The sequence below is a fragment of the Stenotrophomonas sp. MYb238 genome (genome assembly GCF_009496535.1).
GTDB lineage: Bacteria > Pseudomonadota > Gammaproteobacteria > Xanthomonadales > Xanthomonadaceae > Stenotrophomonas.
On sequence record NZ_WIDL01000033.1, the window covers coordinates 1 to 20181 of the forward strand.

21 protein-coding genes and 1 pseudogene are annotated in these 20181 nt (G+C 70.0%); 6 read left to right on the plus strand and 16 right to left on the minus strand.

The genetic code is table 11. From position 1 onward, the window contains the following. The 11 genes and pseudogenes from CQ393_RS16750 to ccmA form a co-directional block, all read right to left on the minus strand. On the minus strand, window positions 1-1866 hold a 1866-nt coding region (locus tag CQ393_RS16750), incomplete at its 3' end, for a heme lyase CcmF/NrfE family subunit (protein ID WP_343200017.1). After that, window positions 1867-2454 carry a cytochrome c maturation protein CcmE gene (gene ccmE, locus CQ393_RS16755; RefSeq protein WP_265588117.1) on the minus strand — a complete coding sequence of 196 codons (588 nt, stop codon included), beginning with the start codon at window positions 2452-2454 and terminating at the stop codon, window positions 1867-1869. It lies immediately after the preceding gene. Next, window positions 2445-2510: pseudogene (locus CQ393_RS18375) on the minus strand (heme exporter protein CcmD); the annotation flags it as partial. The pseudogene CQ393_RS18375 and the gene ccmE, both read right to left, overlap by 10 nt. Beyond that, a complete protein-coding gene (ccmC, locus tag CQ393_RS16765; RefSeq protein WP_153193222.1) occupies window positions 2507-3259 on the minus strand; it encodes a heme ABC transporter permease CcmC in 753 nt (250 codons plus the stop codon). The pseudogene CQ393_RS18375 and the gene ccmC, both read right to left, overlap by 4 nt. Window positions 3260-3396: 137 nt before the next feature. Beyond that, complete coding sequence (azu, locus tag CQ393_RS16770; RefSeq protein WP_153193224.1) at window positions 3397-3852, minus strand: azurin; 456 nt, start codon at window positions 3850-3852, stop codon at window positions 3397-3399. Window positions 3853-3979: 127 nt separating this feature from the next. Beyond that, window positions 3980-4741 carry a c-type cytochrome gene (locus CQ393_RS16775; protein ID WP_153193226.1) on the minus strand — a complete coding sequence of 254 codons (762 nt, stop codon included), beginning with the start codon at window positions 4739-4741 and terminating at the stop codon, window positions 3980-3982. Beyond that, window positions 4738-7269 carry an MtrB/PioB family outer membrane beta-barrel protein gene (locus CQ393_RS16780; protein WP_153193228.1) on the minus strand — a complete coding sequence of 844 codons (2532 nt, stop codon included), beginning with the start codon at window positions 7267-7269 and terminating at the stop codon, window positions 4738-4740. Before CQ393_RS16780 ends, CQ393_RS16775 begins: the two co-directional genes overlap by 4 nt. 12 nt (window positions 7270-7281) lie before the next feature. Then, window positions 7282-8325, minus strand: a complete 1044-nt coding sequence (locus CQ393_RS16785) for a DmsE family decaheme c-type cytochrome (RefSeq protein WP_343200018.1) — start codon at window positions 8323-8325, stop codon at window positions 7282-7284. Window positions 8326-8441: 116 nt separating this feature from the next. Then, on the minus strand, window positions 8442-9113 hold the full coding sequence (locus tag CQ393_RS16790; protein WP_153193230.1) for a TetR/AcrR family transcriptional regulator: 672 nt from the start codon (window positions 9111-9113) through the stop codon (window positions 8442-8444). Between the two features lie 46 nt (window positions 9114-9159). Next, window positions 9160-9855, minus strand: a complete 696-nt coding sequence (gene ccmB, locus CQ393_RS16795; RefSeq protein ID WP_153193232.1) for a heme exporter protein CcmB — start codon at window positions 9853-9855, stop codon at window positions 9160-9162. Then, complete coding sequence (ccmA, locus tag CQ393_RS16800; protein ID WP_153193234.1) at window positions 9852-10508, minus strand: heme ABC exporter ATP-binding protein CcmA; 657 nt, start codon at window positions 10506-10508, stop codon at window positions 9852-9854. Before ccmA ends, ccmB begins: the two co-directional genes overlap by 4 nt. A 167-nt stretch (window positions 10509-10675) precedes the next feature. Between ccmA and CQ393_RS16805 the strand changes: the two genes are divergently transcribed. From CQ393_RS16805 to CQ393_RS16815, 3 genes are all read left to right on the plus strand, one after another. Beyond that, on the plus strand, window positions 10676-11824 hold the full coding sequence (locus CQ393_RS16805; protein WP_153193236.1) for a pyridoxal phosphate-dependent aminotransferase: 1149 nt from the start codon (window positions 10676-10678) through the stop codon (window positions 11822-11824). Between the two features lie 111 nt (window positions 11825-11935). After that, on the plus strand, window positions 11936-12733 hold the full coding sequence (locus CQ393_RS16810; RefSeq protein WP_153193238.1) for an amidohydrolase: 798 nt from the start codon (window positions 11936-11938) through the stop codon (window positions 12731-12733). 106 nt (window positions 12734-12839) lie between these two features. After that, on the plus strand, window positions 12840-13271 hold the full coding sequence (locus tag CQ393_RS16815) for a hypothetical protein (protein ID WP_153193240.1): 432 nt from the start codon (window positions 12840-12842) through the stop codon (window positions 13269-13271). A gap of 41 nt (window positions 13272-13312) precedes the next feature. Here the strand turns inward: CQ393_RS16815 and CQ393_RS16820 are convergent, their stop codons facing one another. The 5 genes from CQ393_RS16820 to CQ393_RS16840 form a co-directional block, all read right to left on the minus strand. Continuing rightward, window positions 13313-13945: an AAA family ATPase gene (locus tag CQ393_RS16820; protein WP_153193241.1), complete on the minus strand. Its 633-nt coding sequence runs from the start codon at window positions 13943-13945 to the stop codon at window positions 13313-13315. A 3-nt stretch (window positions 13946-13948) separates the two neighbouring features. After that, on the minus strand, window positions 13949-14290 hold the full coding sequence (locus tag CQ393_RS16825; protein WP_153193243.1) for a type II toxin-antitoxin system prevent-host-death family antitoxin: 342 nt from the start codon (window positions 14288-14290) through the stop codon (window positions 13949-13951). 174 nt (window positions 14291-14464) lie between these two features. Next, a complete protein-coding gene (locus CQ393_RS16830; RefSeq protein ID WP_153193245.1) occupies window positions 14465-16111 on the minus strand; it encodes a pseudouridine synthase in 1647 nt (548 codons plus the stop codon). After that, window positions 16108-16953 carry an SMC-Scp complex subunit ScpB gene (gene scpB, locus CQ393_RS16835; protein ID WP_153193247.1) on the minus strand — a complete coding sequence of 282 codons (846 nt, stop codon included), beginning with the start codon at window positions 16951-16953 and terminating at the stop codon, window positions 16108-16110. The genes CQ393_RS16830 and scpB overlap by 4 nt, the downstream gene beginning before the upstream one ends. 14 nt (window positions 16954-16967) lie before the next feature. Continuing rightward, complete coding sequence (locus CQ393_RS16840; RefSeq protein ID WP_153193249.1) at window positions 16968-17885, minus strand: ScpA family protein; 918 nt, start codon at window positions 17883-17885, stop codon at window positions 16968-16970. Between the two features lie 489 nt (window positions 17886-18374). Between CQ393_RS16840 and CQ393_RS18285 the strand changes: the two genes are divergently transcribed. The 3 genes from CQ393_RS18285 to CQ393_RS16855 all read left to right on the plus strand — a co-directional run bounded on the left by CQ393_RS18285 (window position 18375) and on the right by CQ393_RS16855 (window position 20134). After that, window positions 18375-18674, plus strand: a complete 300-nt coding sequence (locus CQ393_RS18285) for a YciI family protein (RefSeq protein ID WP_343200019.1) — start codon at window positions 18375-18377, stop codon at window positions 18672-18674. Continuing rightward, window positions 18671-18943, plus strand: coding sequence for a BolA family protein (locus CQ393_RS16850; protein ID WP_153193251.1), 273 nt, complete (start codon window positions 18671-18673; stop codon window positions 18941-18943). The genes CQ393_RS18285 and CQ393_RS16850 overlap by 4 nt, the downstream gene beginning before the upstream one ends. 168 nt (window positions 18944-19111) lie before the next feature. Further along, complete coding sequence (locus tag CQ393_RS16855) at window positions 19112-20134, plus strand: LacI family DNA-binding transcriptional regulator (protein ID WP_343200020.1); 1023 nt, start codon at window positions 19112-19114, stop codon at window positions 20132-20134. Window positions 20135-20181 lie beyond the last annotated feature (47 nt).

Below are 20181 nucleotides of genomic sequence, written 5' to 3' on the forward strand. Positions count from 1 at the left end.
CATCAGCAGCGCGCCCAGCCAGATCCAGCGGACGAAGGGCTTGACCTGCACACGGACCGCCCAGGCACCATCGCCCAGCGACTCGCCGAGCGCAACATACACATCGCCGCCCAGCGCCGGATGGATGCCGGCCTCGGTCATCGGCATGCCGCCGCTGGCGTACATGCGTTTTTCCGGATGCAGCAGGGCGACTTCGCGGTCGCCGCGGAACACGCGCACGTGACCGCGGTCGGAGTGGTAGTTGGGGCCGTCGGTGGCGTCCACGCCCTCGAACGCCAGGCGGTAGCCGCCGGCCTCGACCGTCCCGCCCGGCGCCAGCGCCACTTCATGCTGGATGCTGAGCGCCTCTACCAGCAGCGCGCCGACCAGGAACACGGCGATGCCGGCATGGGCGAGCAGCATGCCCCAGGTCTCGGCGTTGACCCGCCCGCCGCCGCGCAGGCGCTGCCACAGCACGTACAGCGTGCCGGCGCCGACCCACGCCGCGGCGGCGATGCCGACGGCGGTCTTGAGCCTGCCCTGCGGGGCCATGAACCAGCCGAGGATGCCCAGCACCACCGCCAGCGCCGCCCACGGCGCCAGCAGGGCGAGCGGGCGCAGCCCCTGTTCGCGCTGCCAGCGGGTCAGCGGGCCGAACGGCAGCAGCAGGACCAGCGGCGCCATCAGCAGCAGGAACAAGGTGCCGAAGTAGGGCGGACCGACCGAGACCTTGCCCAGGTCCAGCGCGTCGGCCAGCAGCGGATAGAGCGTGCCCAGCAGCACCATCGCGCAGGCGCAGCTGAGCAGCAGGTTGTTGGCCAGCAGCAGGCTCTCGCGCGAATTGAGCGCGTAGGCGCGGCGCGGGTCGGCATTGCCGCCGACGGTCGGCGCGCGCAGCGCGTAGAGCAGCAGCGAGCCGCCGATCACCATCGCCAGGAAGATCAGGATGAACAGGCCGCGCGTCGGGTCGGCGGCGAAGGAGTGCACGCTGGTCAGCACGCCCGAGCGCACCAGGAAGGTGCCCAGCAGCGACAGCGCGAACGCGGTGATGGCCAGCAGCAGGGTCCAGCCGATGAACACGCCGCGCTTTTCGGTGGCGGCCTGCGAATGCAGCAGCGCCGCGCCGGCCAGCCACGGCATGAAGCTGGCGTTTTCCACCGGGTCCCAGAACCACCAGCCGCCCCAGCCCAGTTCGTAGTAGGCCCACCAGCTGCCCAGCGCGATGCCCAGGGTGAGGAAGCCCCAGGCCACGTTGGTCCACGGGCGGGTCCAGCGCAGCCAGCGCACGTCGATGCGGCCGTCGAGCAGGGCGGCGATGGCGAAGGCGAACGGCACCGAGAAGCCGACGTAGCCCAGGTACAGCATCGGCGGGTGGATGATCAGCCCCGGATCCTGCAGCAGCGGGTTGAGGTCGCGGCCTTCGACCGGCGCCGGCAGCAGCCGTTCGAACGGGTTGGAGGTGAACAGCAGGAACGCCAGGAAACCCACGCTGATCAGGCCCATCACCGCCAGCACGCGCGCCACCACCAGCGGCGGCAGGCGCTGCGAAAACTCGGCCACCGCCGCGGTCCACAGCGCCAGCACCAGCGTCCACAGCAGCAGCGAGCCCTCGTGCGCGCCCCAGACCGCCGAGTAGCGGTAGATCATCGGCAGCAGCGAGTTGGAGTTCTCGGCCACGTAGCGCAGCGAGAAGTCCTGGCGCACGAAGGCCACGGTCAGCACCACGAATGCGCCCAGCACCATGGTCAGCTGCAGCAGTGCGGCCGGGCGGGCGATGGCGACGAGCGGGGCGATGCCGCGCTGCGCGCCGAGCAGCGGCAGCACGCTCTGCAGCAGCGCCGCCAGCAGGGCGAGGATCAGCAGGACCTGTCCGATCTCGGCGAGCACTCAGCGCGACTCCGCTGGCGCGGCCGTAGCCGGCACCTGGTGCTTGCCGTGGGCCACGCCCATCTTGTCGGCCAGTTCCTTGGGCATGTAGGTCTCGTCGTGCTTGGCCAGCACTTCCTCGGCCACGAACACGTCGCCGGCCATGCGCCCGGTGGCGACCACCGCCTGTCCCTCGCGGAACAGGTCGGGCAGGATCTTGTCGTAGGTCACCGGCAACTGGGCGTCGCCGTCGGTCACCTCGAAGCGCGCCTGCAGCGCGCCGGGGGCGCGCTGGAACGAGCCCTTGGCGACCATGCCGCCGAGACGGAAGCGCGCATCGGGCGCGACCTTGCCGGCCTTCACCTCGGCCGGCGTGTACAGATAGGCGATGTTGCGCTGCAGGGCGGTGGCCACCAGCACCGCGGCGACGCCGGCCACGGCGACCACCAGCAGGACCAGCAGCAGGCGGCGGCGCTGGGTGGGGCTCATCGGCTCAGTTCCTCGTCGTTGGGGACGTTGGCCGCGGCGTTGCGGCCGGCGCGCGCCAGACGATTGCGGACCTCGCGCAGCTGCCGCCGCACCTGCAGGCGCGGGACCGCGAAGTCCCAGGCCAGCACCACGAAGAACACCGCGTAGGCCAGGGCGACGTACTGGAAATAGGTCATGGCAGTTTCTCCACGCGCTCGCGCACCCAGGCCTTGCCGGCTTCGCGGCGCAGGTTGTCGGCGCGGGCGCGCGCCAGCAGCGAGCCGGCGAACCAGAACTTGGTGGCCAGCACCATCAGCCACAGCGGCAGGACCATGCTGCCGTCCATGCTCGATTCGCCGAACATGCGGATGGTCTGGCCCTGGTGCAGCGAGTTCCACCACACCACCGAATAGCGGATGACCGGCAGCAGCACCACGCCGACGATGGACAGCAGCCCGGCGGCGCGCGCGGCGGCGCGGCGGTCGTCGATGGCGCCGTACAGGCCCATCACGCCCAGGTACAGGAACAGCAGGATCAGTTCGGTGGTCAGGCGCGGGTCCCAGTCCCACCAGGTGCCCCACATCGGCTTGCCCCAGATGCTGCCGGTGAGCAGGGTGACCAGGGTGAAGGCGGCGCCGATCGGCGCGCAGGCCATGGCCAGGATCTCGCACAGCTTGATGCGCCAGATCAGCGCGATGGCGCTGTAGAACGCCATCAGCCCGAACACGAACAGGCTCATCCAGGCCGAGGGCACGTGGATGTAGAGGATGCGGAAGCTGTCGCCCTGCTGGTAGTCGGCCGGGACCACCGCCAGCGCCTGCCACAGGCCGAAGGCGAACAGGGGCAGGGAGGCGATGTAGCACCAGGGCGACCAGCGGGCGGCAAAGGCATCGAAGTAGGCGGGGGAACCCAGCCGGTGGAACCAACCTGCCAAACCTTTGAACATCCGCTTGCTCGCTAGGAAGAACGATGATGGGCTGGTCCCCAGCCATCCCGTCGCCGGGCACCGCGGCTGTCGCCTGCGGGTTCGTGAAGATTAGCCGAAGACGGCGCGGTTGGCACGGCCAGCCCGCGCCGCGGCGGTCACTTCAGGGTGAGCGTGCCCTTCATCAGCGCCGAGTGGCCGGGGAAGCTGCAGAAGAACGACAGCGGCGCGCCGGCGGCGGTGAGCTTGGCCACCGGGACGCTGAGGGTGGTGCTTTCGCCGCCGCCGACCACCTTGCTGTGGGCGATGACGCGCGCGTCGCCGGCCTTGATGTAGTCGGCGGCCAGTCCGGCCTTGATGCCGTCGGCGTCGATGCCGGCCATGTCGGCGGCCTTGGCGACCACCACGTTGTGGCCCATCACGTTCTTGGCCATCTTGCCGGTGTGCTTGAGGTTGATGGTGAAGGTGGCGCAGCTCTTGGGCACGTCGATGTTGGCCATGTTGTAGCGCATGGCGTCGTTGCCCTCCAGGTTCACCGAACAGGCGCCGGCGGCATGGGCGGCCCCGGCGGCGCCGAGGGCCAGGGTGGATGCGAGGATCAGTTTGCGGAACATCGTCAAGCTCCTGTCTGCGGGGGAAGGATCGCCACGGCGGGCGGATGGCCGGCCATGCTGTCGCCGGCGCGGTGGGATGACAAGCGACGCAATGTCGCAGGGCGAGCATGCGCCGGACACTGCATGCTCAGTCTTCACGGAGACTCGAAAGCCAGCTCGACACGGCCTGGATGCTGTCCTCGTCCAGCCGCTTGCCGACGCCGCTCATGATGAAGTCGCCGGTGGAGTCGTGCAGGTCGCCGGCGCGGTATTCGCCCAGCTTGGTCTGCAGGTAGGCGGCCTGCTGGCCGCGCAGGACCGGGAACGCCGCGTACGGCGTGCGTCCGTTCCGGTCGGCGACATCGGCGCCGGGCATGCCGCGGGCATCGGGACCGTGGCAGCCCTGGCAGGGCGGGATGCCCTTGGCCGGATCGCCATGCAGGTAGAGATCGCGGCCTTTGTCGAGCAGCGCGGCGTCCATCGTCCCGGCCGCGTCGTCGCCGGCGCCGGCCGCGGCTGCGGCCGGATGCAGCGGCAGGCTGGCGTAGTAGGCCGCCAGGTCGCGCATGTCCTGGTCGTCGAGCGTGCTGACCAGCGGGGTCATCGGCGAAGGATGGCGTCCGCGCTTGAGTTCGACCAGCTGCCAGTAGAAGAAGTCGGCGCGCTGGCCACCGATGTTGGGGAAGGGCGGCGCGGTGCCGCCGCCGTCCTCGCCATGGCAGGCGCTGCAGACCAGCGACTTCTCCTTGCCGGCGGCGGCGTCGCCGGCGATGCGCGGGGCCGTACGCAGGTCGAGGTAGCGGGGATGCAGCGGCGGAGCAGGCGCGTCGTCGTCCGCGCCGTTGGCGGCATGGGCCAGGCCGAGCAGGCCGCCGGCGACGACGAGCAGAAGCAGGACGGGACGTTTCATAGCGCCACCTCGAGCATCATCCCCAGCAGGTTGACGCGGTAGCTGGACGGGCCGCCGTCGGTATAGACACGGTGGTCGTAGACCAGCGTGTCGCCGAAGCCGAAGTAGTGCCAGTCCGAGAGATTGCCGCGTTCCCAGGTGTCGAACACGCGCAGCCGCGTGCGCTGGCCCAGCGGCAGCGACAGCCCGGCGGTGAGCGTATTGATCCGGTAGACCATCAGCGGATAGCTGCCGCTGGCCAGCGGCGCGTTGGCCGGCGTGGTGAGCGCGTCGGGCGAGTTCATGCGGTAGCCGGTGCGGCCGCGCGAGGACGTCCAGTTCCACGCCAGGTCCAGGGTGGCGCGGCCGAGCCGCCGGTTGAGGTTGAGGCCGGCGTAGTGGTTGCGCTGGGTGTCGTCCATCCACCAGCGGCTGGACTCGGGATAGGTGGGGCCGCCGAGTTCGGGGTCGCTGCCGACGGCGTCGTTGACGTTGGCGAACACCAGCTGGGAGCGGTCGTGGCCATACCAGGCGCTGGCGGTGGTGTCCGGGTTGGGCTGCCACTCCCACTGCACGCTGGTGGCGTAGCTGTCCAGCTTCTGCCGTCCTATCTGCGCGTCGTAGTGGTTGCGGTCGCCGCGCGCGGAGACGTACAGGGTCATGTCGCGGGGCAGGACGAAGGTCGCCATCAGGTCGAGCTTGTGCTGGGTGCGCGAGGCGATGTCGTACTTGCGCAGCGCCGCGACCGTATGCGGGCCCAGGCCGCCGGCCGGTTCGACGAAGCCGGGCAGCGAACTGGAGAAGGTGAACTCGTAGGGATCGTAGTAGTAGGCGCTGCCGCCGCGGTCCAGCCAGGTGTAGTTGGCGCGCAAGCTCAGCCAGTCGGCGGTGCGGTTGTTCCAGCTCAGTTTCACCGCGTTGTCGCGGGTGGTGGCGACCTCGCGGTGGGCGCGCTCGATCCAGGTGAAGGTGTAGGTGGCGCCGAGCGTGTTGCGGGTGGACGGGCGCCAGTCCATGCCGGTGGAGATCTCGCGGGTCTCCTTGTCCAGCGGCAGGTTGCGGATGCGGGTAAGCACCGAACTGTTGGCGCCGCCGTCCCACAGGCCCATTTCGCCCGGCACCACCGAGCCCTGCGAGCCGTTCTCGGCCACATAGCCCCATTGGTCGGTCAGCGGGTTGTGGGACCAGTAGGTACCGGCGTAGTCCTCGCGCAGGTAGCGTGCGGTGCTGCGCCAGGTCAGCCCGTCCATCGGCTGCAGCACCAGGCGCGCGTCGAACTTCTGGTTGTTGATGGCCATGTCGGCGCGGTCGCGCGACAGCGCGGCGGTGGTGTTCCAGTTGGCGCAGTCGGCGATGAACGGCGGCGCCAGGTCCTGGCCGAACCGGCCCTGGCAGTCCATCGGCGGCAGCAGGCGGTCGTTCTGGCGCATCGTGGTCAGCGCCGCGGCGAGGGTGAAATCGCCCTTCCACGCCGGCAGCCTGCGGCTGAAGCTGGCGCCGATGCGGTGGTAGTCGTTGTCCGGCTCGTAGGCGAACGACCCCTGGTACAGCGGCGGCGAGTTGGCGCCGGCCACCGAGGTCACCGCGAACGGCACCTCGTAGCTGTAGCCGCGGCTGGCGTGGCGGAAGAAAGAACCGGTGTAGCTGACGTCGCTGCGCCACAGGTTGCCGACGAAGCGGAAACCGCCGCTGAAGTTGAGCGTGCTGTCGTCGATCGGGCGCGGGATCTCGTAGATGCCGCCGTTGTTGGCGAAGGGATAGTTGAAGAAGAACGGCCCGCCGAACGGGCGCGCGCCCTTGCGTTCCTCGTGGGTGAGGCTGGCGTAGGTGGTCCAGCGCGGGTTGAGCAGGTAATTGATGCTCACGCCCTGTTTGTCGCGCACCACCGCCAGCGTGGTCAGCGGCTGCGCGGCGGAAATGGCCGCGACCTGCGCGGAACTGCTGCCGGCGGCGGCCAGCCCGGGCTTGAGGGTGAGGCGGTCGCTGCCCACGCCGTCCCAGATCGAACGCGCGTTGCCGCTGAGCACGTTGGGCGTACTGCGTGCGAAGGCCTGTATCTTGTAGCGTCCGGCCTGGCCGAACACCGCGCGGTAGTACTGGTTGTCGCGGTCCAGCCGGCTCAGGCGCACGTCGGCGTAGCTGCCGTCGGCGGCGCGGCGCAGGCTGAAATCGGCCTGCAGGATGATGCCGTCGTCCGGATCGCGGAACCGCCGCCAGTTGGCGTTGGCGGTGTCGCCGCTGACGTGCAGGTAGCCCAGCGCGACGTCGCCCGACCAGCGCCAGCCGCCATCGCCGGCCGGTTTCAGCGCCGGCATCTGCGGATTGCAGCCATAGAGGAAGCCGGTGGGCGTGCGCCTGGGGGTGGCGGTCAGCCAGCTGGTGCCGTCCGGATCGCAGCCGCGCCAGCCGACGCGGCCGGACGGGTCCAGCCAGTTGCCGAACTGCAGGTCGATGCCGGCGCCGCTGTCCTGCGCCTGGGCCAGCCCGGCCAGCAGCGCGAGGGACAGCAGCGACCAGCGGCAGGCATGGGGGCGTTTCCACATGTGCATGGCGTCCTCCCGTTACTTGTGCAGGCGTGGGCCGGAGGGGTGGTTGGAGCCGTGGACCTGCGCGTGGCAGGTGATGCAGCCGCGGCCCATCAGGCGTTCGTCCGGCGTCATGCCGTTGCCGAGCGACAGCTCGGTCTGCAGGTCGTTGGGGTGGCGGGTATGGGAGTGGCACTGCTGGCACAGCATCGGGACCGGCGCGACCAGCAGCGCGTGCTGGTTGGAGCCGTGCACCTGGTGGCAGTTCAGGCAGCTTTCGCGCACCGGCGCGTGTTCGAACAGGAACGGGCCGCGCTTCTCGGCATGGCACTGGTAGCAGGTCTCGTTGACCGTGTCGGTCTTGAGCAGGGTGGCGTTGAGCGTGCCGTGCGGGTTGTGGCAGTCCACGCAGCTGATCGCTCCTTCCGGCAGCGGCATGTGCGAGCGGCGGTTGAACTGCTGGCGGATGTCCTTGTGGCAGGTGGCGCAGGTCTCGCTCACCGACTGCTTGGCGGTCAGGCCTTCGGCGGAGAACTTCTGCATCGGGTTGTGGCAGTCGCTGCACGACAGGTCGTTGCGCTGGTGGATCGAGCCCAGCCAGACATCGCGTGGACCGCCGGAGTGGCAGCCCAGGCAGCTTTCGGTCTGGTTGGCCACCGGCGTGCCGCCGTCGTGGGTGAAGGCGATGATCGATCCCTTCGCGGTCGGGTTGGCCGCGTGCACCGAACCGGGGCCATGGCAGGCCTCGCAGGTGGCGGTGGCGGGATTGGCGGCCAGCGCCACCTGCATGCCCAGCGCATGCGCGGTGTGGGCGAAGTTGTCGTTTTCCTTGGCGTGGCAGGCGCTGCACACCTGCTCGCCGACCGACCGGGCTTCCGGGTGCGCCTGGTTGCGCGCCGGTACCGCGTCGGCGAAGCCGGGCGGGGCGTCGAAGCCATGTCCGGAGGTGGTGGAGGCGAACCGGGTCTCGGGGAGCTTGACCGCCTGCGCCAGCGGATCGGCCTTGACCGGAGCGAGCCAGGCCGCGGCAACCAGCACCGCGGTGGCGAGCAGCATCACCAATGCGAGATAGAACCGCACGTTCCTCTCCTTTGTCGTCCCTGCCGGCGGGTGGGTGACAACAACGTAATTGAGATTACGGTGCGATTCTGGGAAAGCCTGCGTTCAGGTCAAGCTGCAGTGCAGCAGGCTTGCGTTCAGGAACGGGGGAGGGCGCCTTGCAGGAACATGCGCACCGCCGAACGGGCGCGGCCCTGGATCTGCGGCAGCTGGGTGCCGTCGACCCAGCCGTTGATGGAGCGGATGATCAGCCCGCCGAACACCAGCATGTAGAAATGGTCGGCGGCCATGTCCGGGTCCTCGATGTGCAGGCGGCCGGCGCGGGTCTCGCGGGCGAAGTATTCGCTCAGCAGCCGCTCCGCCGGCTGGATGCCGTGGACGCGGAACCAGTCGCGCAGGGCCGGCTGGCTGATGCCCTCGGTGGTGATGATGCGGTGGCAGGCGATGCGCGCCGGGCTGAGGATCTCCTCGACCATGTGGCAGGCCGCTTCCTCCAGCGCCTGCGCCGGCGGCAGCGGCGAGTCCAGCAGTTCCTCCACGTCCTTGCCGAAATCGCGGATGCTGCGCTCCATCAGCGCGTGCACCAGGCCTTCCTTGTCGCCGAAGGCGCGGTACAGCGTGGACAGCGAGCCGCCGGCGCGCTTGACGATGTCCGACAGCCGCGCGCCCTGGTAGCCCTTTTCGTTGAACACCTCGATGGCCACGTCGAGGAAGCGCTCCACGCGCAGTTCGCCACGGCGCTGCAGTTCCACCGCCGGGCGCGGCGGCAGCGTGGGTTTTTCCGGGGAAGGGTGCGGCGGTCTGCGCATGCGCGGTCGCGGGGAAGTCCGGCGCCAAGGATAGCGCCGGCGTGCCTCAGGAGTTGGCGATGCGGATCGCGGCGGCGGCGGTCAGCGGCGCCAGCAGCAGGCTGACCACCAGGCCGGCGGCGAGCAGCAGCAGCGCGCCGCTGGCGTCGAAGCCCTGCGCCGCCGCCGCCACCGCGCCGGCGCCGAATACCAGCACCGGCACGTACAGCGGCAGCACCAGCAGCGCCAGCAGGATGCCGGAGCGGCGCATGCCCACGGTCAGCGCCGCGACCACCGCGCCGAGCAGGCTGAGCAGCGGCGTGCCCAGCGCCAGCGAGGCGACCAGCACGGGTAGCTGGTCGCGCGGCAGCTGCATCAGTTCGGCCAGCAGCGGGCTGACCAGCACCAGCGGGAAGGCGGTGGTCAGCCAGTGCGAGAACACCCGCACCGCGACCAGCCACGGCAGCGGTACCGGCGAGAGCAGCCACTGTTCCAGCGAGCCGTCCTCGGCATCGCCGCGGAACAGCGTGTCCAGCGACAGCAGGCCGGCCAGCAGCACCGACAGCCACAGCACCGCCGCGGCCACGCGCTGCAGCAGCTGCGGGTTGCCGCCGAGGGCCAGGGCGAACAGCGCCACCACCAGCAGCGCGAACAGGATCGGCTGCGCGGCGTCGCCGCGGCGCCGCCACAGCAGTTTCAGGTCGCGCGCGAGCAGCGCCCGGGCGGCGTCGAACAGGGTGGGCTGCGGACCGGGCAGGCTCATGCGGCGGCCTCCACCGCGGCCGGGCCGAGGGTGAGCGTGCGGTTGCGCACCGGCGGCGCCGCGTAGGCGCCATGGGTGGTGACCAGGGTGCCGCCGCCGCTGCGCAGGTGCGCGGAAATCATGCGGTTGACCAGGTTGATGCCGTCCAGGTCGAGGTTGGCGTAGGGCTCGTCCAGCAGCCACACCGGCGCCGGCGACAGCCACAGCCGGGCCAGCGACAGGCGCTTCTTCTGCCCGGCCGACAGCTGCCGCACCAGGGTGTCCTCGTAGCCGGCCAGGCCGACGATGGCCAGCGCGTTGCCGGGCATCTGCCGCGCGCGCCGGCCCTGCAGGCCGCACAGCACGTGCAGGTTCTCCAGCGTGCCGAGGTCCTGCTTGAGCGCGGGCAGGTGGCCGAGGTAGGCGATGTAGCGCGAGCGTTCGCCGGCACCGGCGGGATGCCCGTCGATGCGGATCGTGCCTTCGTCGGCGCGCAGCAGCCCGGCCAGCACGCGCAGCAGGGTGGTCTTGCCGGCGCCGTTGCCGCCCTGCACCAGCAGGGCTTCGCCAGCGTCCACATGCAGGTCGAGGGGGCCGAACACCGGGTCGTCGTTGCGGGTGAAGCGCAGCCCGCGCGCGTCGAGCAGCGGCGGAGTGTTCATGGTCGCGGTCATCGGATCGGGCGCTTCCGTCCTTGGGTGGGAGCGCAGACAGGCTGGCGCATCGGGCGCGACATTATAGGCGTTGCGGCGGGAGCCGCAGCGCGCAGGCGGGCGGGGGCGGCCGTTGCCGCCGGCATTGCGTAAACTCGGCGTTTCCCTTCCCCGACACCGACGCATCGATGCAACCGCAGACCAAGTTGCCCAAGGTGGGCACCACCATCTTCACCGTGATGTCGCAGCTGGCCGCCGAACACGGCGCGGTCAACCTGGGCCAGGGCTTCCCCGATTTCGCCGCGCCGCAGCGCCTGATCGACGAGACCGCCAGGGCCATGCGCGAGGGCCTGAACCAGTACGCGCCGATGACCGGCGTGGCGCCGCTGCGCCAGGCCATCGCGCGGAAGGTGCTGGACTGCTACGGCGCGCAGGTCGACCCGGACAGCGAGATCACCGTGACCTCCGGCGGCACCGAGGCCATCTTCGATGCCATCCACGCGGTGGTGCGCGCCGGCGACGAGGTCATCGTGCTCGACCCGGCCTACGACTGCTACGAGCCGGCCATCGACCTGGCCGGCGCGCGCGCGGTGCATGTCGCGCTCGACCCGCAGACCTTCGCCGTGGACTGGGACAAGGTGCGCGCGGCGATCACGCCCAGGACGCGCATGCTGATGGTCAACACCCCGCACAACCCTTCCGGCGCGATGCTCTCGGCGGCGGACATGCAGGCGCTGGCCGACGTGCTGCGCGGCACCGGCATCTACCTGATCTCCGACGAGGTGTACGAACACATCGTCTACGACGGCGCCCGCCACGAATCGGCGCTGCGCTACCCGGAACTGCGCGAGCGCGCCTTCGTCATCTCCAGCTTCGGCAAGACCTACCACTGCACCGGCTGGAAGATCGGCTACGCCATCGCCCCGCCGGCGCTGAGCGCCGAGTTCCGCAAGGTGCACCAGTACAACACCTTCACCACCTACGGCCCGGCGCAGTACGGCTTCGCCGCGATGATCCGCGACGAGCCGGAGCACCACCTGGAACTGGGCGCGTTCTACCAGGCCAAGCGCGACCGCTTCCGCGAACAGCTGCTGACCACGCGGTTGAAGCCGTTGCCGGTGCCCGGCGGCTATTTCCAGCTGGTGGACTATTCGGCCGTCAGCGACCTGCCGGACCACGAATTCGTGAAGTGGCTGACCATCGAGAAGGGCGTCACCGCGATCCCGCTCTCGCCGTTCTACGAAACCGCGCCGGCCGGACAACGCCTGGTGCGGCTGTGCTTCGCCAAGAACGACGCCACGCTGGATGCGGCGATCGAGCGCCTCCAGAAGCTCTGAAATGCCCTGAAACCCCGTAGGAGCGGCTTCAGCCGCGAACGGGCTTTCCCGGCGAAGGCCCCATCGCGGCTGAAGCCGCTCCTACGGGAATACATGTATCCGGGAGACATCATGCAAGACCTCCGCATTTCCCTCGTACAAGGCGACACCCGCTGGCACGACCCGGCCGGCAACCGCGAGCATTACGCCGCGCTGCTGGCACCACTGGCCGGTGCGACCGATCTGGTGATCCTGCCGGAGACCTTCACCAGTGGTTTCTCCAACGACGCCATTTTCAGGGCCGAGGGCATGGACGGCCCGACCGTGGCCTGGATGCGCGAACAGGCGCGCCTGCTGGGTGCGGCCGTCACCGGCAGCGTGCAGCTGCGCGTGGGCGAGGAGGTGTTCAACCGCCTGCTGTGGGCCACGCCCGATGGCGGGTTGAAGCACTACGACAAGCGCCACCTGTTCCGCCATGCCGGCGAGCACGAGCGCTATGCCGCCGGCGGCGAGCGCCTGTGCGTGGAATGGAAGGGCTGGCGGATCAATCCGCAGATCTGCTACGACCTGCGCTTCCCGGTGTTCTGCCGCAACCGCTTCGACGTGGAGCGGGCGGGGCAGATGGATTTCGACCTGCAGATCTTCGTCGCCAACTGGCCGTCGGCGCGTGCCCATGCCTGGCGCACGCTGGCCAAGGCCAGGGCGATCGAGAACCTGTGCTACGTGGCGGTGGTCAACCGCGTCGGGGTGGACGGAAACGGCCTGCACTATGCCGGCGACAGCGCGGTGATCGATTTCCTCGGCCAGCCGCAGGTGGAGATCCGCGAGCGCGAGCAGGTGGTCACCACCACCATCGCGGCGCAGGCGCTGGCCGCCCACCGCGAGCGCTTCCCGGCGATGCTGGACGCCGACGCCTTCACCCTGGCATGAGTCCGGGCGACGCTGAACGCAGGCCCGATGGATGCGCCCGCCATCGCATGCGCGATGCGGTCGCGCTGCTAGGCTCGGCCCGTCCCCTGGTTATGGAGAGCGAACCATGAAGATCCTGGCAGGCGCCCTGCTGCTGGCCGCCGTCGGCCTGGCCCCGTCCGCGCACGCGGCCGGCAACATCGATTGCGAACTGCGTTTCAACCTGTCCGGCTGGTCGATTTTCTACAAGACCGCCACCGGCAACGGCACCATCACCTGCGACAACGGCGCCAGCATCCCGGTGAAGATCAGCGCCAAGGGCGGCGGCCTGACGGTCGGCAAGTCCACGGTCAGCGATGGCCGCGGCAAGTTCACCGGCGCCTACAGCCTCAACGACCTGATCGGGACCTATGGCGGCGCCGAGGTGCATGCCGGCGCTTCCCGTTCCAGCAACGCCCAGGTAGTGACCAAGGGCGATATCTCGCTGGCCCTGGCCGGCACCGGCCGCGGCTGGGACCTGGGCGTGGGCTTCGGCAAGTTCGTGATCGAACGGCGCTGAATTTCGCCTCTGATGCCCGGTCACTGGGCCGGGTGCGAGGATCATTCGTCCGCCACCGGGAATGCCTTCAGCGCCGCCCACACGATGGGCTTGGCCCATTCGGGCACCTGCGCGAATTCCTCCTGCGTCGCGGGGCAGAGGAGCCGCCCGCGTTCCACTTCCAGCACAAGCAAGGGTTCGGCCCTGCCGTCGGCATCGGCAGGCAGGCTGTTGTCGTAGACGTGCAGTGCGGTGAGATGCGGCAACAGCTCGATCAGGTTCAACCGCGAACTGTCGAAGCGCTGGCGGATCTTGCCTTCGGGAATGTCATGGCCGCCCCTGGCAACACGGGCGGCGACACGCTGCAGATGCAGTTCGACGCTCTCCAGCCCGCAGAACCAGATGCTCACTTCGTGCCGGGTGCAGGCTTCGCGCAGCAGGGCGGGAATGGTGTTCGCGCCCAGTGTGGTTTCAAAGGCGTAATCGAGGCCACCAGCCATGGCCGAGCGCAGCCGGCGGATACCTTCCTGCCAGGCGGTGGCATTGGCTTGCTCCAATGGCCAGCCGCTCTCGACCAGTCGCCGGGTGAAAGCGTCCGGGTTGAACCAGGTGGCGCCGTCCTCGGCCAGCATCGCCCCCAGCAGGGAACTTTTGCCAGCGCCATTGACGCCGGCAAGGACCAGGATCTTCGCCATCGTTTACAGCGGCTCGCCCAGGGCGATCTTGCGTCCGCGCCGGGCCGGGCGGGCCAGCGCTTTCGCCAGGCTGCCATCCTGCAGCGCCGACAGGTGGGCATCGAATTCAGCCTGCAGGGTCTGCAGCGACTGCGCGCGCTGTGCCGCAGCGGAATGTGCGTTTGCTTGATCGACCAGGCGCTGGTATTCCTCGGCAGACACCACCACCGCCTGCGGATGGTTGTGGTTGGTGACGACCACCGCGCCGCTCCTGAGTACCTTGCGCATCAGCTCCGGCCAGCCCTTGGCCTTGATGTCGCTGGCGGGCGACTTTTCCAGGTCAGGCAGATTCAGGGTGAGATCCATGGCGGCTGTCCGGTGGCGGGATAGAGGAAAAATATCCCAAATTTCCCATTTTGGGTAAATTTTCCGGAATTGATTCAGCCCACGGACGATGTGATCCGGAAAATGGAACGCCCGGCGCTGGGCCGGGCGTTCTGGGGCATGTAGCGGGCAAGCGGCGCCGCTGCAGAGCAACGGTCAGCCGCCGCGCGGGCCGCTGCGGCGCGGACCACCCGGCCCGCGGTTGCCGCCGGCCCCTCCCGGGCCACGGTTGCCGCCCGGACCACCCGGGCCGCGATTACCGCCCGGGCCACGGTTGCCGCTGCCCGGACCGCGACCACCGGGGCGGGCGCCTTGGGCCGGCTTGGGGCTGCCATATGGACTGAAGCCCGGGTTGGCGTGGTCGGACGGGAAGCTCGGGGCGTTGCCCGGATGACCGTACGGATGCTTGCGCTGGCCCTGGCCGGCGGCCTGGCCGCCACCACCCTGCGTGCGACCCTGGCCGGCCCCCTGGCCAGCGCCCTGCGGGCGCCCCTGGCCGGGGCCGCCACGACCGGCGCCGCCGGCACCCGGGCGCGGCTTGCCGTACGGACGGGCCTGGCCTTCGCCGGCCGGGCCACGGCCGGGACCCCGGTTGCCGCCCGGACCGGCGTTGCGGTGGCCGCTGGGGCCGGTGCTCACGCCTTCGGGCACGTACCAGGTGCGGAACGCGGCGGGGTTGCCTTCCGGCAGGCTGCGGTCGCCCTTGGGCTTGCGCTGCTTGAACGGCTTCTGCGACTGCTTGGCCGCCGCTTCGCCGCTGACGGTCAGGCCGCCCTTGAAGCCGCCGCCCTTGCCGCCGCGGCCGCGGCCGCGGTCTTCGCGCAGGGTGTCGAAGCGGCGCAGTTCGCGGCCTTCGTCGGCGGTGTTGTGGCCATTGACGTAGGCATTGCCGCGGCCGCCCTCGCGCACGCGCACGGTGGTCTTGGCCGCCTTGCGCTGGCCGATCACCGGCTGCAGGGTCAGCGCCGACGGCGCGCCTTCCTCCAGCTTCAGTTCGGCGCGCAGCGCCTCGACCTGGGCGTTGGGCAGTTCCACCGACTGGCCGCGCAGCAGTTCGCGCGGCAGTTCGACCTTGCCGTAGCGGGTGCGCTTGAGGCGGCTGACCTGGCAGCCCTGCGATTCCCACAGGCGGCGCACTTCGCGGTTGCGGCCTTCCTTGACCACCACGCGGAACCAGTCGTGCGAGTCGGTGCCGCCGATGCGTTCGATCTCGTCGAACTTCGCCGGGCCGTCTTCCAGCGCGACGCCGCGGGCGAGGCGGTCGACGACGTTGTCCGGCACCTTCTCCTGGCCTTCGGGGGCGCGCACGCGCACCACGTACTCGCGCTCGACCTCGAAGGACGGGTGCATCATGGCATTGGCCAGTTCGCCGTCGGTGGTGAGCAGCAGCAGGCCGGTGGTGTTGATGTCCAGGCGGCCGATGGCGATCCAGCGCGCGCCCTTGAGCGGCGGCAGCGACTCGAACACGGTCGGGCGGCCTTCGGGGTCCTCGCGGGTGGTCACTTCGCCTTCGGGCTTGTTGTAGACCAGCACGCGCGAGGGATCGGTTAGGGCGCTGGCGACGAAGCTGCGGCCGTCCAGGTCGATCTTGTCGCCGCTCTTGACCGACATGCCGGTCTGCGCGGTCTCGCCGTTGACCTTGACCAGGCCGTCGGCGATGCGCTGTTCCAGCGCGCGGCGCGAGCCCAGGCCGGCCTGGGCCAGGACCTTGTGCAGGCGTTCTTCCAGCCGTGGCTGCTCGACAGCGGCTTCGCGCTTGAGCGAGAGCTTGTTCAACGACGGCTTGCGGGGGGTGTCACTCATTCTGTTTGGCTCCGGCCGGCGCTTTCTTCGTCGGCCTCAGGTTCGGGATCGGCTTCGTCAACAGCCACGGTCGTCGTTGCGACGGCGTTGTTTCCGGTGTCTTCCACTTCCGCCGCGCGCTCTCCCGGCGCGGCGTCGGGTTCGCCCGTGGGGGCGGTGTCGGGTGCGGCGTCCCCATCGTCCGGGGGTGCCGCGGTGTCGGTGGCAGCGCCGGCATCGTCGGCCGGCGCGCCGGTGTCGGGCGTCGCCGCGCCGGCGGCGAGCGGCGCGGCCGGCTGGCCGTCGTCGCCCAGCGGCAGCTGCGGCTCCAGTTCGCCGATGTCGCGCAGTTCGGACAGCGGCGGCAGTTCGTCCAGCCGCTTGAGGCCGAAGTAGTCCAGGAAGCCGCGGGTGGTGCCGAACAGCGCCGGCTTGCCGGGCACGTCGCGGTGCCCGACCACGCGGATCCACTCGCGCTCTTCCAGCGCCTGGATGATGTTGCTGCTGACCGCCACGCCGCGCACCTGCTCGATCTCGCCGCGGGTGATCGGCTGGCGGTAGGCGATCAGCGCCAGCGTCTCCAGGGTGGCGCGGGTGTAGCGGGTCTTGCGTTCGGTCCACAGCCGCGAGACCCAGCCGTGCACCTCGCGGGTGATCTGGTAGCGGAAGCCGGAGGCGACCTCGACCAGTTCCACGCCGCGGCCCTGGCAACCCTCGCGCAGCAGTTCCAGCGCGCGTTCGACGCTGCCCGGCGGCGCCGGCTGATCCTCGGGGAACAGCTCCTGCAGCTGCGCCAGGGTCAGCGGCTGGCTGGAGGCCAGCAGCGCGCCTTCGACGATGCGGTTGATCAGCGGTTGATCCATGTGTCGGGAATGGCTCAGGCGGGGTCGGTAGAGTCGGCGTCGTTGAATTCGCCGTCGTCGAATTCGCTGGAAAACTGCAGCGGCGCATTGGTGTTGCCGGCGGCCAGCGACTTCACGTAGATCGGCGCGAGCGGGGCTTCCTGCACGATGTCCAGCAGCTGTTCCTTGGCCAGTTCCAGCAGCGCCAAGAAGGTGACCAGCACGCCGAGCTTGCCTTCCTCGGCGGTGAACAGCGTCTCGAAGCGGTAGAACCTGCCGTCCTCGAGCTGCTCCAGCACGTCGCCCATGCGCTGGCGCACGCTCAGCGCCTCGCGCTTGATGGCGTGGCCGCTGAACAGCTCGGCGCGCTTGAGCACGTCGTGCAGGGCCAGCAGCATCTCCTTCAGGTCCACCGGCGGCGGCACCTTCACCGTGGTGCGGTCCGGCACGAAGGCGTGCGCCGGGGTGGTGTCGCGGTCCTGGCGGGGCAGGGCGTCGATGTCCTCGGCGGCCTGCTTGAAGCGTTCGTATTCCTGCAGCCGGCGCACCAGCTCGGCGCGCGGATCGGCTTCCTCGCCGTCCTCGCTGGGCGGGCGCGGCAGCAGCATGCGCGACTTGATCTCGGCCAGCATCGCGGCCATCACCAGGTACTCGGCCGCCAGCTCGAAGCGCAGCTCCTGCATGACGTTGATGTATTCCACGTACTGCCGGGTGATCTCGGCGACCGGGATGTCCAGGATGTCCAGGTTCTGCCGGCGGATCAGGTACAGCAGCAGGTCCAGCGGGCCCTCGAAGGCGTCGAGGATGACTTCCAGCGCGTCCGGCGGGATATACAGGTCCTGCGGGATCTGCAGCACCGGCTGGCCATGCACCACCGCCAGCGGCATTTCCTGCTGCTGCGGAACGGTAGGCGGCGCTGGCGGGTTCGCGGCGGGCGCGAGATCTGAAGTCATCAGGGCGACATCGGGTGTTGCGAGCCTTGTACGTTCCGGATTCCCGCCCGGAACAGGGTCCTAGCCTTCTGGATTGCAAGCCATGCGCGCCTGTCCGGCGTGCGTGCACATCAACAACGCGACATGCCGCGCTTGTCATGCGGCAACGTCATCACGGGGAGGTCGTCTACACAGTCCGGGTGAGGGATCGCGGATCGGCCGGACGGCGGTGGCCTTGCCTGCCGCCGCGCCGGGCCGTTACAAGCCGGCTGCGTGCAATGGCGTACAGAGTAATCGTCCCGGCCGGGCGGTGTCCAGCGTTGTGGCAGGGCCGGCCTTCAGGTGCGGACAGGTGGCGTTGGGTCCGCGGGCAGCCGGCATCGTCGAGGCGGTGGTCGGCGTACTCGCCTGTCGGGCGACACACGGGCAGAAACGGCGCGGCCTGTCTGCGCGGGAGGGCAGGCCCTACACTGGCGGCCCTCATCCGGCAGGCTAAGGAGAAACGGCACCGTGTGGTATGTGATCGAAGGCTACGATGGCCAGGACGTGCTGGCCGCGCGCCAGGCCGCGCGGGCGGCGCACCTTGCGCGGCTGCAGGCATTGCTTGACCAGGGGCGGCTGCTGCTGGCCGGCCCCTGTCCGGCGGTCGACGCCGAGGATCCGGGCCCTGCCGGTTTCAGCGGCAGCGTGGTGATCGCCAGCTTCGACGACCTCGCCGCCGCCCGCGCCTGGGCCGACGAGGACCCCTACGTGGCGGCCGGCGTCTACCAGCGCGTGGACGTGCGCCCGTTCCGCAAGGCGCTGCCATGAGCCGGCTGGAACGGATCCAGGCGGCGCTGCAGGCCGCGTTCGTGCCCCGCCGGCTGGAGGTGGAGGACGACAGCCACCGCCATGCCGGCCACGCCGGCGCGCGGGACGGGCGTGGGCATTTCAACGTCCTGATCGTCAGCGAGGCGTTCGTCGGCATGGCACCGCTGGCACGCCATCGTGCGGTGTACGCCGCACTTGGCGACATGATGCAGACCGATATCCATGCGTTGTCGATCAAGGCGTCGACGCCGGCGGAGGCCGGCGGCTGATCCGGCCAGAGGGCGGGGCATCCGCCCGGCACCGGATGCCGGCCCTGGCGCCTGTCCTGCATGGACAAGTCTTGTCCCGTGCCGGTTCCGGCGGTGTAACAAATCGTTTACAGATCGCCCTGGAAACGCTTACATTCCGCCCGGACCCTGCCTGCGGAGGGCACAGCGGTGTCGAAAACGGCAATCACCATCAAGGATGTTGCCCGTGAGGCGAAGGTCTCCGTCGCCACCGTATCGCGCGCCCTCAACGGCCACGAGAATGTCGCCGAGCCGGTGCGGCAGCTGGTGCTGGAGGTCGCCCGCCGGCTCCGCTACGCCCCGCACGCGGCCGCGCGCAGCCTGAGCAGCCGCAGTACCCATACCATCGGCCTGGTGCTGCCCGACCTGCACGGCGAATTCTTTTCCGAGCTGATGCGCGGCATCGACGGGGTGGCGCGTACGTATCGCTGGCACCTGCTGGTCTCCAGCTACCACGGCGACCAGGAGCAGCAGGGCGTCGCCCTGCAGGCCATGCGCGGCCGCGTCGACGGCCTGCTGGTCATGTCGCCCTACGCGGCCGACTCCGGTTTCCTGATGGACAACCTGCCGCCGGCGCTGCCGACCGTGCTGATCAATACGCCGCTGCGGGACGGGCATTACCCGGCGTTCGGCATCGACGACCATGCCGGCGCGGTGGCGATGACCCGGCACCTGCTGGACGCCGGATACCGCCGCATCGCGTTCATCGCCGGCCCCGACGCGAATCACGATGCCCGCGAACGCCTGCGTGGATTCGGCGAGGCGATGGCCGGTTTCGGCCCGGCGGCGGAGGCCATCGTCCTGCCCGGCGGCTTCGACGAGGCTTCCGGCCATGCGGCCGGGCAGGTGCTGCTGCGCGAAGCCCGCCTGCCCGACGCGGTGTTCGCGGCCAACGACATGATGGCGCTGGGGTGCCTGTACGCCTTCAGCCAGGCCGGCGTGCGCGTGCCGCAGCAGGTGGCGCTGGCCGGTTTCGACGATATCCCGCTGGCACGTTTCGTTCACCCGGCATTGACCACGATGCAGGTCAGCATCGCCGACCTCGGCGGGCGGGCGACATCGCATCTGCTGCATCTGATCGACGGCGATGGCGCAGCGGAAGGGACCGGCGGCACGACCCTGGCACCGTCCCTGGTCGTACGCGACTCCACGTCCCGACGAGAACCTTCCTGACCGCGTTCGCGCCGCGCCGGAACCCCGGCCCGCGAACCCGGAACGAA

Bases quoted from the DNA above. Each gene is read 5' to 3' on its own strand.
- scpB (WP_153193247.1), bottom strand. From the start codon at position 16,953: ATGGATCAACCGCTGATCAACCGCATCGTCGAAGGCGCGCTGCTGGCC.
- CQ393_RS16810 (WP_153193238.1), top strand. From the start codon at position 11,936: ATGCAAGACCTCCGCATTTCCCTCGTACAAGGCGACACCCGCTGGCAC.
- CQ393_RS16780 (WP_153193228.1), bottom strand. From the start codon at position 7,269: ATGCACATGTGGAAACGCCCCCATGCCTGCCGCTGGTCGCTGCTGTCC.
- CQ393_RS16850 (WP_153193251.1), top strand. From the start codon at position 18,671: ATGAGCCGGCTGGAACGGATCCAGGCGGCGCTGCAGGCCGCGTTCGTG.
- ccmC (WP_153193222.1), bottom strand. From the start codon at position 3,259: ATGTTCAAAGGTTTGGCAGGTTGGTTCCACCGGCTGGGTTCCCCCGCC.
- CQ393_RS16815 (WP_153193240.1), top strand. From the start codon at position 12,840: ATGAAGATCCTGGCAGGCGCCCTGCTGCTGGCCGCCGTCGGCCTGGCC.
- CQ393_RS16830 (WP_153193245.1), bottom strand. From the start codon at position 16,111: ATGAGTGACACCCCCCGCAAGCCGTCGTTGAACAAGCTCTCGCTCAAG.
- ccmB (WP_153193232.1), bottom strand. From the start codon at position 9,855: ATGAGCCTGCCCGGTCCGCAGCCCACCCTGTTCGACGCCGCCCGGGCG.
- CQ393_RS16840 (WP_153193249.1), bottom strand. From the start codon at position 17,885: ATGACTTCAGATCTCGCGCCCGCCGCGAACCCGCCAGCGCCGCCTACC.
- CQ393_RS16790 (WP_153193230.1), bottom strand. From the start codon at position 9,113: ATGCGCAGACCGCCGCACCCTTCCCCGGAAAAACCCACGCTGCCGCCG.
- azu (WP_153193224.1), bottom strand. From the start codon at position 3,852: ATGTTCCGCAAACTGATCCTCGCATCCACCCTGGCCCTCGGCGCCGCC.
- ccmA (WP_153193234.1), bottom strand. From the start codon at position 10,508: ATGACCGCGACCATGAACACTCCGCCGCTGCTCGACGCGCGCGGGCTG.
- CQ393_RS16825 (WP_153193243.1), bottom strand. From the start codon at position 14,290: ATGGATCTCACCCTGAATCTGCCTGACCTGGAAAAGTCGCCCGCCAGC.
- CQ393_RS16775 (WP_153193226.1), bottom strand. From the start codon at position 4,741: ATGAAACGTCCCGTCCTGCTTCTGCTCGTCGTCGCCGGCGGCCTGCTC.
- CQ393_RS16820 (WP_153193241.1), bottom strand. From the start codon at position 13,945: ATGGCGAAGATCCTGGTCCTTGCCGGCGTCAATGGCGCTGGCAAAAGT.
- CQ393_RS16805 (WP_153193236.1), top strand. From the start codon at position 10,676: ATGCAACCGCAGACCAAGTTGCCCAAGGTGGGCACCACCATCTTCACC.